The organism is Chromobacterium sp. (genome assembly GCF_041912965.1).
Taxonomy (GTDB): domain Bacteria; phylum Pseudomonadota; class Gammaproteobacteria; order Burkholderiales; family Chromobacteriaceae; genus Chromobacterium; species Chromobacterium aquaticum.
This window is the reverse complement of the sequence record NZ_JAYSGF010000029.1, coordinates 33618-46380: the sequence shown is the minus strand read 5'-3', so window position 1 is coordinate 46380 and position 12763 is coordinate 33618. Positions and strand designations below refer to the sequence as shown.

14 protein-coding genes are annotated in these 12763 nt (G+C 64.7%); 6 read left to right on the top strand and 8 right to left on the bottom strand.

Features of this window, described 5'->3' with window-relative positions; genetic code table 11:
* Window positions 1-72: 72 nt before the first annotated feature.
* Window positions 73-1962: a methyl-accepting chemotaxis protein gene (locus tag ACE3QM_RS15640; protein ID WP_374423143.1), complete on the bottom strand. Its 1890-nt coding sequence runs from the start codon at window positions 1960-1962 to the stop codon at window positions 73-75.
* A gap of 230 nt (window positions 1963-2192) precedes the next feature.
* On the opposite strand from ACE3QM_RS15640, the gene rsxB reads away from it, so the two are divergent.
* From rsxB to rraA, 4 genes are all read left to right on the top strand, one after another.
* Complete coding sequence (rsxB, locus tag ACE3QM_RS15635) at window positions 2193-2906, top strand: electron transport complex subunit RsxB (protein ID WP_048407882.1); 714 nt, start codon at window positions 2193-2195, stop codon at window positions 2904-2906.
* Window positions 2903-3550, top strand: coding sequence for an endonuclease III (gene nth, locus ACE3QM_RS15630; protein WP_048407881.1), 648 nt, complete (start codon window positions 2903-2905; stop codon window positions 3548-3550). Before rsxB ends, nth begins: the two co-directional genes overlap by 4 nt.
* A gap of 67 nt (window positions 3551-3617) precedes the next feature.
* Window positions 3618-5099, top strand: coding sequence for a DegQ family serine endoprotease (locus ACE3QM_RS15625; RefSeq protein ID WP_048407880.1), 1482 nt, complete (start codon window positions 3618-3620; stop codon window positions 5097-5099).
* A 119-nt stretch (window positions 5100-5218) separates the two neighbouring features.
* Window positions 5219-5707 carry a ribonuclease E activity regulator RraA gene (rraA, locus tag ACE3QM_RS15620; protein ID WP_048407879.1) on the top strand — a complete coding sequence of 163 codons (489 nt, stop codon included), beginning with the start codon at window positions 5219-5221 and terminating at the stop codon, window positions 5705-5707.
* A gap of 9 nt (window positions 5708-5716) precedes the next feature.
* On the opposite strand, the gene ACE3QM_RS15615 is transcribed toward rraA, so the two are convergent.
* From ACE3QM_RS15615 to pcnB, 7 genes are all read right to left on the bottom strand, one after another.
* On the bottom strand, window positions 5717-6130 hold the full coding sequence (locus tag ACE3QM_RS15615; protein WP_048407878.1) for a GFA family protein: 414 nt from the start codon (window positions 6128-6130) through the stop codon (window positions 5717-5719).
* A gap of 225 nt (window positions 6131-6355) precedes the next feature.
* A complete protein-coding gene (gene panD / locus ACE3QM_RS15610) occupies window positions 6356-6736 on the bottom strand; it encodes an aspartate 1-decarboxylase (protein WP_374423139.1) in 381 nt (126 codons plus the stop codon).
* Window positions 6737-6758: 22 nt separating this feature from the next.
* The gene (panC, locus tag ACE3QM_RS15605; protein WP_374423137.1) at window positions 6759-7592 is read right to left on the bottom strand and encodes a pantoate--beta-alanine ligase; all 834 of its coding nucleotides are present in this window, start codon (window positions 7590-7592) and stop codon (window positions 6759-6761) included.
* 24 nt (window positions 7593-7616) lie between these two features.
* Window positions 7617-8408, bottom strand: a complete 792-nt coding sequence (gene panB, locus ACE3QM_RS15600; protein ID WP_048407875.1) for a 3-methyl-2-oxobutanoate hydroxymethyltransferase — start codon at window positions 8406-8408, stop codon at window positions 7617-7619.
* 58 nt (window positions 8409-8466) lie between these two features.
* A complete protein-coding gene (locus ACE3QM_RS15595; protein WP_048407874.1) occupies window positions 8467-9102 on the bottom strand; it encodes a deoxynucleoside kinase in 636 nt (211 codons plus the stop codon).
* A gap of 17 nt (window positions 9103-9119) precedes the next feature.
* Window positions 9120-9605 (bottom strand): 2-amino-4-hydroxy-6-hydroxymethyldihydropteridine diphosphokinase, encoded by a 486-nt coding sequence (folK, locus tag ACE3QM_RS15590; protein WP_374423134.1) that lies wholly within the window; start codon window positions 9603-9605, stop codon window positions 9120-9122.
* The gene (gene pcnB / locus ACE3QM_RS15585; protein ID WP_048407872.1) at window positions 9606-10964 is read right to left on the bottom strand and encodes a polynucleotide adenylyltransferase PcnB; all 1359 of its coding nucleotides are present in this window, start codon (window positions 10962-10964) and stop codon (window positions 9606-9608) included.
* 363 nt (window positions 10965-11327) lie between these two features.
* On the opposite strand from pcnB, the gene ACE3QM_RS15580 reads away from it, so the two are divergent.
* Complete coding sequence (locus tag ACE3QM_RS15580; RefSeq protein WP_374423132.1) at window positions 11328-12089, top strand: hypothetical protein; 762 nt, start codon at window positions 11328-11330, stop codon at window positions 12087-12089.
* A 323-nt stretch (window positions 12090-12412) separates the two neighbouring features.
* Window positions 12413-12712: a hypothetical protein gene (locus tag ACE3QM_RS15575; protein ID WP_048407870.1), complete on the top strand. Its 300-nt coding sequence runs from the start codon at window positions 12413-12415 to the stop codon at window positions 12710-12712.
* Window positions 12713-12763 lie beyond the last annotated feature (51 nt).

The following is a 12763-nucleotide window of genomic DNA, read 5'->3' as shown; positions in this document are numbered from 1 at the left end:
CGCCGGAGCCGCCATGCGGCTCCGGCTTTTTCATGCCTCGCGCGCCGCTCTGGCCTTGCCGGCAACCGCGCGCTACTCCAGCCGGAAACGCGCGATCATCTTGTCCTGCTCGGCCACGTCGGCGGCGGTATCGTTGCAATGCTGCAGCTGTGTCTGCGCCGCGTCGTTGACGCGCTGGCCGATGTGCTGGATGCTGCCGGCGCTGTCGTTGATTTCCCGCGTCATCCGGCTTTGGCGGTTCACCGCGTCGGCGATATCGCTGTTCTTGGCGTTGATGTCGGAAATCACATCCTGGATGCGCGTCAGCATCTCGCTGATCTGCTCCGCGTCCTTCACCGTGCTGCTGGCGCAATCGCGGCTTTCGTCCATCTTGCCCCTGGCCTCGCCCACACCGCGCTGCAGCTGCTCTATCATGCTGCGGATTTCCTGAGTCGCCTCCTGGGTTTGCGAAGCCAGCTTGCGGACTTCGTCCGCCACCACCGCGAAGCCGCGCCCCATTTCCCCCGCCCGCGCCGCCTCGATCGCGGCGTTCAGCGCCAGCAGATTGGTCTGCTCGGCCACGCCAGTGATCACCCTGACGATGGATTCAATGTTCTTGCTGAACTCGGCCAGCTCGTTCATGGACAGGGAAGTCTGCTCCAGGGTGTCGGCCAAGCGCCGTATCGCCTGGCTGGATTGAGTCACCAGCACCATCCTGCTGCCGGTCTCCTCATGCGCCTGCCGCGCGGCCTCGGCCACCGCGCCGGCATTCGATGTCATCTCGCCGGACGCCTCCGCCATCTGGCCAATGGAGGCCACCAGTTGCTCCAGCTCCCTTTGCAGACGGCTGGCCTCGCCGCTGCTCTGCTGCGCTTCCGCGGCGCTCTGCTCCGCGCCATCGTGGACGCGCGTGGAAATCTGGCGGATATCGCCGATCAAGCGCTGCAGATAAGCGATGAAACGGTTCAACTCCTTGGCCACTTCGCCGAATTCGTCGCGGGAGCTTTCGTCTATGCGCCGCGTCAGGTCGCCGTTGCCGCTGTTGAGTTCGGCCAGCGAATGCTTGAGCTGCTGCAAGGGACGCCGCAGGATCTGCTGCATCAGCGTGCTGAGAATGACCATGCTCAACACCACGCCGATCACCGCGCCCCAGAAACCGCGCCAGCCTATCTGCCGCGCCTCGGCCATCACCTTGTCCTCGTCCAGCACCACGCCCACCAGCCACTTGGCCGGCTGCAGGTGCGACAGCGGATGGAAGGCCACCATCAGGCGCTGGCCGTTGACTTCCACTTCCTGTACTTTGCCGTCCAGGGCTGGCGCGTTGCCGCCAAACAGTTCGGCTACGCTCTTGCCGTTCAGCTTGGCATCCGGATGGCTGATGATCTTGCCGTCGGCGGACAGCAGGAAGGCGTAACCCGCGCCATTGAAGGTGGCGGTGTTCAACGCGTCCGAAACCGATTTCAGGCTGAGATCGCCGCCGAAAGCGCCCTTGAACGCGCCCTTGTCGGTCAGCTTGGCCACCACCGAGATCAAAATCTCCCCGGACGCCGCGTCGGGATAGGGATCGGTCAGGCCGACGCCGGAGGCCGCCTTGGCCACCGGATACCATGGCCGCTTGCGGGCATCCCAGGTAGGCGGCGGGTTCCACGATGGGTCATTGGAGATTTTCTTGCCGTCGCTATCCAGGCCGCCGAACACCAGCTTGAACTCATTCTTCAGCATCGGCCGCTGAAACACTTCCTGGATGCGCTCGCCGCTGAAGCCGGCGTCTATGGTTTCCGCCATCAGTTGGATCTGCGCCAGCTTGCCGTTCAGCCAATTGGCGATCTGCTCGGCCAGCACCTGGCTGGCCTGGGTCACTTCCTGCTCTTTGCCGGCGCGTATGCTGTTCGCAACGCTCAGGTATTGCAGCCAGGACAGGGTGGATAGGGTCAAGGCCAGCACCAGCGCGGAGATCAGGCCGGCTTTGTGAGCGATTTTCATGGCGGGCGCTCCTGGAAAGTGAGTATTTTCACCATAGCGCACCTGTGCACACCTCCAAGCCATCCTGTTTATTTTTTTGCAAAAGCGGCTTGCCGCGCCCAGGAGCGGCGAAAACCGAGCCCAAGCTGGACGGGTAAACCGTCGTTACGGCAAGGAGCGGCCGCGCCGGGAGTTGAAGCCTGGCGCCCTAGCGTCGATAATTAGCGGTTTTTGAAGCGGAATCCGACAGCATGCCCGTGATCACTCTCGTCGAAAGGATAGACGCCCTCCTGCCCCAGACCCAGTGCGGACAGTGCAGCCATAGCGGTTGCCGTCCGTATGCGGAGGCGCTGGCGGACGGACGCGATCCGATCAATCGCTGCCCGCCGGGCGGCGACGCCGGCATCCGGGCGCTGGCGGAACTGCTGGGCCGCGACGTCATTCCCTTCGCCGCCGACGGCCCGCAGCCCAAGCCGCGCGCGCTGGCCGTGATACGCGAAGACAGCTGCATAGGCTGTACCCTGTGCATCCAGGCCTGTCCGGTGGACGCCATCGTCGGCGCGGCCAAGCAGATGCATACCGTCATCGCCGCCGAATGCACCGGCTGCGAACTGTGCCTGGCGCCCTGTCCGGTGGATTGCATCGACCTGGTTCCGGTGGCGGACCCGGCCGACGGCGAGCGCGAGCAGGTCATGGCCCGCGCCGCCCAGGCGCGCATCCGCTATCAGCGGCGCCTGGCGCGCAAGGAGCGCGACCAAGCCGACAAGGCCAAACGCCTGGCCGAGCGCGCCGCGGTCGCCTCCGCCGCGCCCAACGCGCCCGCCACGGCGCCGGCCGCGGTACCCGCTGCGGTGCCGGCGGCTCCCGCCGCCGCGGTCGACAAGAACGAACTGATCCGCAAGGCGATGGAGCGCGCCGCCGCGATGCGCGCCGCCCGCGAACAAGCAGACAAGGACAAAGCGTGAACGCCGTCAAACGCAAGGAAATCTTCAGCCGCCTGCGCGCCGCCAACCCTCACCCCACCACCGAGCTGGAGTACAGCAGTCCGTTTGAGCTGCTGATCTCGGTGCTGCTGTCGGCGCAGGCCACCGATGTCAGCGTCAACAAGGCCACGCGCCGGCTCTACCCGGTGGCCAATACCCCGGCGGCGATGCTGGCGCTGGGCGAGGAAGCGCTGGCCAACTTCATCAAGACCATAGGCCTGTACAAGACCAAGGCCAGGAACGTGATTGCCACCTGTCATTTATTGCTGGAAAAATACGGCGGCGAGGTGCCACAAACCCGCGAAGCGCTGGAATCGCTGCCGGGGGTGGGCCGCAAAACCGCCAACGTGGTGCTCAACACCGCCTTCGGCCAGCCCACCATCGCGGTGGACACCCATATTTTCCGGGTTTCCAACCGCACCCGGATCGCACCCGGCAAAGACGTGCGAGAAGTCGAGGATAAGCTGGTAAAATACATCCCCGACGAATTCAAAGTCGATGCGCATCACTGGCTTATCTTGCTGGGCCGCTATGTCTGCAAGGCGAGAAAGCCGGAATGCGAGCGCTGCGTGATAGCCGATCTCTGCGAATATCCGGCAAAAACCGTTATGATTAAAGACAATTGATTCCGCCACTGGAAAATTCCGGTTCCGTCCCTATTTCCGCATAGACATCAACCTAAAAGGATAGCCTGTGACAACGTATCTGCGCACCCTGGTTGGCGCCTTGCTCGCAGCCTCGTTGCTGTCCGGCTGCGACAAGGTCGAGCGCTTCTTCAAAGGTAGTTCCCAACCGGCGCCGGTCGCCATTCCCGCGCAGCAGGACGGCCGCGTCGCCATGCTGCTGCCGGACTTCACCCAATTGGTCAGCCGCGACGGCCCGGCGGTGGTGAATATCCAGGCCAGCCGCGAAGACAGCGGCGCGTCCCAGCAAAGCAATCTGCCGATTCCGGTGCCGGAAGACGACCCGCTGTACGATTTCTTCCGCCGCTTCATTCCCAATCATCCGCAGCAGCGCGAACAGCCGCCGGAAGAAAGCGTGTCCTTCGGTTCCGGCTTCATCATCAGCGCCGACGGCTACATCCTGACCAATGCCCATGTGGTGGCCGATAGCCAGCAGGTCAAGGTGATGCTGACCGACAAGCGCGAACTGCGCGCCAAGCTGGTCGGCGTCGACAAGCGCACCGACGTGGCGCTGCTGAAAGTGGCGGCGGCGGACTTGCCTGTCGTCAAGATCGGCAGCCCGGCGGACCTGAAAGTGGGCGAATGGGTGGCCGCCATCGGCGCGCCGTTCGGCTTCGAAAACACCGTCACCGCCGGCATTGTCTCGGCCAAGGGCCGCAGCCTGCCGGACGAGAACTTCGTTCCCTTCATCCAGACCGACGTGGCGATCAACCCCGGCAATTCCGGCGGCCCCTTGTTCAATCTGCGTGGCGAAGTGGTGGGCATCAATTCCCAGATTTACAGCCGTTCCGGCGGCTTCATGGGCATTTCCTTCGCCATTCCGATCGACCTGGCGATGAATGTGGTCGAGCAGTTGAAGTCCAAGGGCAAGGTCAGCCGTGGCCAGCTAGGCATCAACATCCAGGAAGTGACGCAGGAGCTGGCGCAATCCTTCGGTCTGCCGCGCCCCAACGGCGCGCTGGTGGTACGCGTCGACCCCAAGGGCCCGGCCGCTCGCGCCGGCCTGCAGACCGGCGACATCATTCTGAAGCTGGACAGCAAGGCCATTGAAAGCTCCAAGGACTTGCCGCTGCTGGTCGGCTCGCTGCAGCCCGGCACCAAGATCAAGCTGACGGTATGGCGCAAAGGCGTGGAAAAGGAGCTGGAAGCCACGCTGGCGGAACTGGCGCAGGAGGCGCCCAGCTCACAGCCGCAGCAGGAGGAAAGCTCGCCGCAGGGCTTCCAGTTCGGCAAGCTGGGCCTGACCCTGTCCGAGCTGACGCCGAGCCAGCGCTCCGATCTGGGCGTGCGCGGCGGCCTGCTGATCCAAAAGGCGCAAGGCCCGGCCGCCCGTTCCGGCCTGCAAGCCGGCGACGTGATTCTGGGCTTGAATCAGGTCGAGGTCTCCACCATCGCCAGCTTCGAGAAGGCGCTGGCCAGCGCCAAAGGCCATATCGCGCTGCTGGTGCGCCGCAACGAGGCGGTATTGTTCGTGCCGCTGCGCCTGGAGTAACTCAAGCTCTTAGCATTGCCCAAAGCCGCCGCCAGGCGGCTTTTTCATTGCCAGCGCGTATCGGCGTTCCCGATCCGCTGCTAGGATGAAGCTTTCGCCATCCATTACCCGGAGCCGCCATGGACTTTCACACCGCCGATATATGCGATCAGTTCGATGAACAGCTGCAAGTGATGGCGCCGATACTGCAGCGCTACGGCGCCCTGCCCCGCTTTTATGGCCGCATCGAAACGCTGAAGCTGTTCGAGGACAACAGCCTGGTGCGCGAGGCGCTGAGCCAGAACGGCGCCGGCAAGGTCCTGGTGGTGGATGGCGGCGCCTCGCTGCGCTGCGCGCTGCTGGGCGATCAACTGGGCGTGCTGGCGGTGGCCAACGGCTGGGCCGGCGTGGTGATCAATGGCTGCGTGCGCGACAGCGCCGCGTTGAACAAGCTGGCGCTGGGCATACGCGCGCTCGGCACCCATCCGCGCAAATCGGTGAAGCGCGGCGAAGGCCAACGCAATCTGAGCATAGAGTTCGGCCAGGTGCGCTTCAGCCCCGGCCACTGGCTGTACGCCGACGAGGACGGCGTGGTTGTCGCGCCCGGCGCGCTGCACCCGGCGCCGTGACGCGCAGGCTCAGGCCTCGCTACGTTGATAGACGGGCAATTCCTGCTGTGCGGCCGGGCTGCCCCAGATCAGATGCTGTTCCCACCAGATATGCCCGGCCGGCGCCAGCGTCTCCGGATGATCCAGCGACGAGGCGGTGATGTCGATTTCCTCCGGGTCGGACTCGTGCCGATAGCTGAGGGTGGAGCCGCAATGCGGACAGAAACCGCGGCTGACCGCGGCAGAGGAGTGATACAGCACCGGCTTCTCGCCGCGCCAGTCCAGGTCGGCCACCCGGACGGTGAACCAGGTAACGAAGGCCGCGCCGCTGACGCGGCGACAGCTTTTGCAATGGCAGTGCACCACATCGTAGGGCTCGCCGCGCAAACGGTAGCGCACCGCGCCGCACAGGCAGCCTCCGGTCAGATTCTGGCTCGTGCTCATGATGCCTCCCTCGCTATTGGGTTGACGACGGCCGGGAAACCACGGCCGGCGCACTCCATGCCGCCAGCCAGACACCCCCGCTTTTTAAATATGATTCAGCAGCGCCGCCAACGCCAAGCCCCAGCCGCAAATAAGCGGACCGCCGCCGCCAAGCTGATGCTGTGCCGCAACAAAAACAGCGGCCGCCCATGGGCGGCCGCTGCTTGCATGCAAAACCGGAACGGATCAGCCCGCCTGTGTCGGCGTGGCGCCCTTGACCTCGGTCATCTGGTTATTGGCGTCGACGAAGACCAACTTGGGTTGATGATCCCTCAGTTCCGCCGCCTCGTACTGGGCGAAAGAAGCGATGATCAGCAGATCGCCCGGCGCGGCGCGGCGCGCCGCCGAGCCATTGACCGAGATAGTGCCGGAGCCGCGTTCCGCCTTGATCGCGTAGGTGGCGAAACGCTCGCCGTTGGTGACGTTCCAGATCTGCACTTCTTCGTATTCCAGAATGTCGGCCGCTTCCAGCAGGTTCTCGTCGATCGCGCAGGAGCCGATATAGTGCAACTCGCTGTGCGTGGTGGTGACCCGGTGGAGCTTGGATTTAAGCATATTGCGCTGCATGATTGCGTCCTTGATCCGCTGTTCAGCGGAACACTTCGATGTTGTCGATCAGCCGAGTGCGCCCCAGGCGCGCGGCCGCCAGCACGACCAGGCGTTTTTCGCCGGCGTGCGCCACCGCCAGGGTATCGGCCTGGCGGATTTCCACGTAATCCACGGTCCAGCCCGCCTGGGCCAGATCGTCGCGCGCGCCCTGCTCCAGCGTCGCGTAATCATTGTCGCCATCCTGCAGCCGCTGCTGCAGCCGCGTCAGATTGCAGTACAAGCGCGGCGCTTCGGCGCGCTCTTCCGCGCTCAGATAGCCGTTGCGCGAGGACAGCGCCAGGCCGTCGTAGGCGCGGCCGGTATCCACCGGCACGATCTCGATCGGCGAATTCAGGTCGTCGACCATCGCGCGGATCACGTGCAGCTGCTGGAAGTCCTTCTTGCCGAAACAAGCCAGGTCCGGCTGCACGATATTGAACAACTTGGTCACCACGGTGGCGACGCCGCGGAAATGGCCGGGCCGGAAGGCGCCGCACAGCTCGTTCTGAATATTCGGCGGTTCCACATTGAAGTCCTGGCGCACGCGCGGATACAACTCTTGCTCCTCGGGGAAGAACAAGGCGTCCACGCCGGCGGCGCGCAGCTTGTCGCAATCGGCGTCGAAAGTGCGCGGATAGGCGCCGAAATCTTCGCCCTGGCCAAATTGCAGCCGGTTGACGAAGATGCTGACCACCACTTTGTCGGCGTGCTCGCGCGCCGCCTTGACCAGGGCCAGATGGCCGGCATGCAGATTGCCCATGGTGGGCACGAAGGCGAGCTTGCCCGCCTGGCGACGCCAGGCGCGCATCGCTGCGACGGTACGGATGATTTCCATTGCGCTATGTCCTGGGTTCGCCGATCAGAAAGTATGTTCCGCCGCCGGGAAGGACTTGTCCTTCACCGCCTGCACATAAGCCTGCACCGCGCCCTGGATGCTGGCGTTCTCGGCCATGAAGTCCTTGACGAAGCGGGCTTTCTTGCCCGGATAGACACCCAGCATGTCATGCAGCACCAACACCTGGCCGGACACATCGACGCCGGCGCCTATGCCTATGGTGGGCGCGGCGATGGCAGCGGTGATCTCGCGCGCCAGTTCCGCCGGCACGCACTCCATCAGCACCAGGCTGGCGCCGGCCTCGGCATGGGCCTTGGCGTCGTTGACGATGCGGCGCGCGTCCTCTTCGCTCTTGCCCTGCACCCGGTAGCCGCCAAAGCTGTTGACGAACTGCGGGGTCAGGCCGATATGGGCGCATACCGGGATGCCGCGCTCCACCAGGAAGCGGGTGGTTTCCGCCATATAAGCGCCGCCCTCCAGCTTGACCATGTGCGCGCCGGCCTGGATGATGCGCGCCGCGTGCGCGAACGCCTGCTGCGGGCTTTGCTGGTAAGCGCCAAAGGTCATGTCGCCCAGCACCATCGCCTGCTTGGCGCCGCGCGCCACGCAGCGCACATGGTAGAGCATCTCCTCCTCGGCCACCGGCAGCGTGGAGTCTATGCCCTGCACCACCATGCCCAGCGAATCCCCCACCAGCAGGATTTCCACGCCGGCCTGTTCCAGCAGCGCGGCGAAGCTGGCGTCGTAACAGGTCAGCATCGCGATCTTCTGACCTTCCTGCGCCATTTTCTGCAGGGTATTAACGGTAATTTTCATGCCCGTTCTTCCTCGTTCAGTCGTCTATCAGCCGACAGGGCGCATCACGCGCGGCGGCTCAGACGCTCTTGTTGAAATAGTTGCGCTGGCCGCGCGCTTCGCTGATGCAGCGGATCAGCAGTTCGAAGTCCTCGTCGCCTTCCACCAGGTTCAGGTGATCGGTATTGACGATCAATAGCGGCGCGGCCTCGTACTGGTGGAAAAACTCGCTATAGGCCTGATGCACGCGCTTCAGATAGCCCTCGGGGAAATTCACCTCGTACTCCGCGGCGCGCGCGGCCACCCGGCTCAGCAGATTCTCTTCCGACGCTTGCAGATAGATCACCAGGTCCGGCACCGGATGCTCCGGCATCGCCAGCGCGGCCAGGCGTTTGTACAACGCCTGCTCGGCCTCGTCCAGATTGATCTTGGCGAACAGCGCGTCCTTCTCGAACAGGAAGTCCGACACCAGCGGGCTGGCCAATAGTTCACCGTCCAGCATGCTCTTGGCCATGTCGGCGCGTTGCAGCATGAAGGACAGCTGGGTCGAGAGGCCGTGGGCCGGCAGATTGCGATAGAAGCGCGGCAGGAAAGGATTGGCGGCCGGGTCTTCCGCCAGCAGGCGCACGCCCCAGTATTCCGATAGCCGGCGCGCCAGAGAGGACTTGCCCGCGCCGATCGGCCCTTCGACCACGACATAACGCAATTGACTCATCTCTCGCTTCCTCTTAGCTAGTTGTTTTCGAGACGCTCCACGCCCTGGTCGGCCAGGCGGCCAGCCAGTTCGCTGGCCGGACCCAGGCCCGACAGCGTCAGATCGGGGGCGATTTCCGCCAGCGGAATCATCACGAAGCCGCGCAAATGCATGCGCGGATGCGGCAGGGTCAGGTCGGCGTCGCTCAGCTCGACGCCGCTGTAATGCAGCAGGTCCAGGTCCAACACCCGCGGCGCGTTGCGGAAGGTGCGCACCCGGCCGAATTCGGCCTCGATCGCCAGCAGATGACGCAGCAGTTCGCGCGGCGCCAGCTCGGTGTCTATTTCCGCGACGGCATTGATGAAATCGGGCTGGTCGGCATAGCCCACCGGCGCGGTGCGGTACAGCGAAGACGGCCGCGTCAGCGTGGTGCCGGGCAAGGCGGCGATCGCGTCCAGCGCGGCGCGGATCTGCGCCGCCGGCTGCTCTAGATTGCTGCCCAGCGCGACGAAGGCTTGCGCCACTTAGGCTTCTCCGCCCGCGTCGCCGGCACTCTTGCGGCGATTGGCCGGGCGGCGGCGGCGGCGTTTCTTGGCCGGGTCCGGCTCGCCGCTGGCCTTGGCGATTTCCAGCAGTTGCTCGCGCTCTTCCTCGTCGGCGCGCTGGAAGTCATTCCACCAGGACACCAGCTTCATGTCCACCTCGCCGGCTTCGCCGCGCAGCGCGAAGAAGTCGTAAGCGGCGCGGAAACGCGGCTGTTCCAGGAAACGGTAGGCGCGCTGGCCGCTGCGGCTGTCGAAGCGCGACTGCAGCATCCAGATTTCGCGCATGGTCACGCTGAAACGGCGCGGAATGGCGAAATCGTTGTCCTGTTCGGATTCGACGTCGGCAATCGCCTGCGACAACGCGTACACCGGGCGCTCGCCGGCGTTCAGGCGCTTCTGCCAGCGCTGGTGCACCTGCTTCCACAACAGGGTGGCCAGCAGGAAACCGACCGATACCGGCTTATCGGCGCGAATGCGCTGATCGGTGCTCTCCAGGCCCAGCTTCAGGAACAGGTCCTCGCCCTTGTCGTCCATCACCGCGTCCAGCAGCGGGAACACGCCGCGCGCCATGCCTTCCTCGCGCAGCTTCTTCAGACAGCCATAGGCCTGGCCCGACATCAGCAGCTTGAGCATTTCGTCGAACAGGCGCGCCGGCGGCTCCTTCTTCAGCAGATGGGCGTGGGTGCGGATGGGCTTGCGGGTGGCATCGTCGATCTCGAAGCCCAGCTTGGCCGCCAGGCGCACCGCGCGCAGCATGCGCACCGGGTCTTCCTGATAGCGGCGCGCCGGCTGACCTATCATCACCAGCTTGCCGGCGCGCAAATCCTTGACGCCGTGATGGTAGTCGATGACGGTTTCGTCGGACGGATCGTAGAACAGCGCATTCACGGTGAAATCGCGGCGGTGCGCGTCCTCTTCCTGGCTGCCGAAGCTGTTGTCGGCCATGATGCGGCCGGTTTCATTGGTGTCGTCAACCGAACCGCCGCGGAAGGTGGTCACCTCGATGGTCTCCTGCCCCATCATCACGTGGACGATGCGGAAGCGCCGGCCGATGATGCGGGAACGGCGGAACACCCGGTGCACTTCTTCCGGCGTGGCGTTGGTGGCGACGTCGAAGTCCTTGGGCGACACCCCCAGCATCAAATCGCGCACCGCGCCGCCCACCACGTAGGCGGCGAAGCCGGCCTCCTGCAGCCGGGTGGTGACTTTCAGCGCAGCGGAGCTGAGCTGATCGCGGCGGATGCCGTGCTGCGGCAGAGGAATCACGCGCGCCTTGGTGCGGCGCTTGCCCATGCCGGCGGGCAGGTCCAGTACTTTACGGATAAACTTGCGGATCATTATGAAAAGATAGTCGACTTGGAATCAGACGCTGTCGTCACCGGTTTTGGCGCGGCATCGGGGCCGGGAGGCCGTCCCGCCGTTCCATGCAACCCCGGCAGGCAGAGCAGGCTCTGCGGCGCGCGGCGCCTCGATCGACTGAAACACACATCCCGGCGCCGCCGCAAAACGGGTGGCGACAGCACCTTGGAATTCGCAAGACTATAAGGTAGTCAAGCCGGCGATTATATCCCTATTCTCCGCAGAAAATACAATTCGCCGCCATATCCCGCCGCAATGCAACATCCATGGCCGCCAATTGCCCCCCTCCGGCGATCGGCATACAATCGCTGCCGGTTCGCTGACTTCAACAAGACTCCCGCCGTGCTCCCAACTCTCAGCTTTCAGATTCAGACCATTCCCGACGTGCAAGCCATCCGCCAGCTCTATCAGCTGGATGGCGAAATCGGCGAAGCCGACGTCGCCGACTTCGTGCTGCAGCGCTGTCGCGCCCAAAGCGGCAGCGACTTCATGCCCTTCCATCTGCACCGCGTCGTCGCCATCGCCGGCGTGCTGCAACAGGATGAACGCCTGAGCGTGATTCAGCGCCTCGCCGCCGATCCCAAGGACGAGGCGGCGATGCTGGCCGACTGGCTGACGCTATTGCGCGACAGCCGGGCGCGCCTGGTCAGCTGGGACGGCGCGCGGCTGGAACTGCCGGTGCTGCGCCATCGCGCGCTGGCGCTGGGCCTGCCGCTGGCGGAGCAACTGCGCAACGGGGCCGATGCCGCCTCGCACTGCGCGTTGAGCGACGCGCTGAGCGGCGGCCATGCCGAGTTGGCCACGCCGCTGGGCGAACTGGCCAGGCTGTGCGGCCTGCCCGGCGAGGCCGACCTCAACGGTCCGCGTCGCTGGGAGCTGTATCGCGCCGGCGACAGCCAGGCGCTTTCCGACCACAATGCGCGCCAGGCCGCCAGCTGCCATCTGCTATGGCTGCGCCAGCAATGGATAGACGGCGCGCTCGATCAGGCCGCCCACCTGAACTGGCAGCAAAGCCTGCGCGCCGCCGCCGCCGCGTTGCCGCACGCGCACTGGCGCGGCTGGCTGGCCGATTGGCGCGGCTACGACGCCGCACAAAATCGTTGACAGCCCAAAAGCAAAGGCATAGATTGACGTTCATGCGCCGATTTGACACAGCTTGCGGGCGCTTAACAAATGCCAGCTAAAGCGTAAAACCGGTAAACCCGCTTGCGCTCTTAGTCGCCGGCGGGTTTTGTTTTTCCGGCATAGGCAGTTAAGCGGACAATCGCTGCGGATTGATGCATGCGCCGCGTTTCCCCGACACCGGGGCAAGCGCGGCAGGCGCCGAGTTAATGACAACTTGCAGGGCGCCCAAAAATCCTGCTAAAGCGTCGCCGGCGGATACCCCAGAACCGGCGCGCCAACCGCGACCCGACTGGAGAACCGCCATGTACGACTGCCTGCAAGATAGCTATACCGATTTCTCTTTTGCCAATTTCGACGCCGTGGGAAGACCTCGCCCCCTTTGCGGCAGCCTGAGCGCCTCGCCGCTCACGCCGACCGATGCCCCCGCCCTGCAGCAGCTGGCGGATTTCGCCCATGAGCTGGGCTATGAACTGGACCGCAACGGCGAGCATCTGACCGTGCAGGACATTTCGCTGCTGGACGCGCTGAACATCAATGCCCGCTTTGGCGGTGAATTGTTGATCAGCTGCGATCTGCGCCGCGATCCGCCCGCGCGTTTCTGATTCCGTCTCGAGCGCTCCCGCGCCGCCGGGAGCGCCCTGCGTTCCCGGCAC

What these genes read in the sequence shown, in the direction of transcription:
- ACE3QM_RS15575 (WP_048407870.1), top strand. Translation starts at nt 12,413, where the DNA reads ATGTACGACTGCCTGCAAGATAGCTATACCGATTTCTCTTTTGCCAAT.
- rsxB (WP_048407882.1), top strand. Translation starts at nt 2,193, where the DNA reads ATGCCCGTGATCACTCTCGTCGAAAGGATAGACGCCCTCCTGCCCCAG.
- pcnB (WP_048407872.1), bottom strand. Translation starts at nt 10,964, where the DNA reads ATGATCCGCAAGTTTATCCGTAAAGTACTGGACCTGCCCGCCGGCATG.
- panD (WP_374423139.1), bottom strand. Translation starts at nt 6,736, where the DNA reads ATGCAGCGCAATATGCTTAAATCCAAGCTCCACCGGGTCACCACCACG.
- rraA (WP_048407879.1), top strand. Translation starts at nt 5,219, where the DNA reads ATGGACTTTCACACCGCCGATATATGCGATCAGTTCGATGAACAGCTG.
- panC (WP_374423137.1), bottom strand. Translation starts at nt 7,592, where the DNA reads ATGGAAATCATCCGTACCGTCGCAGCGATGCGCGCCTGGCGTCGCCAG.
- panB (WP_048407875.1), bottom strand. Translation starts at nt 8,408, where the DNA reads ATGAAAATTACCGTTAATACCCTGCAGAAAATGGCGCAGGAAGGTCAG.
- ACE3QM_RS15640 (WP_374423143.1), bottom strand. Translation starts at nt 1,962, where the DNA reads ATGAAAATCGCTCACAAAGCCGGCCTGATCTCCGCGCTGGTGCTGGCC.
- ACE3QM_RS15615 (WP_048407878.1), bottom strand. Translation starts at nt 6,130, where the DNA reads ATGAGCACGAGCCAGAATCTGACCGGAGGCTGCCTGTGCGGCGCGGTG.
- ACE3QM_RS15595 (WP_048407874.1), bottom strand. Translation starts at nt 9,102, where the DNA reads ATGAGTCAATTGCGTTATGTCGTGGTCGAAGGGCCGATCGGCGCGGGC.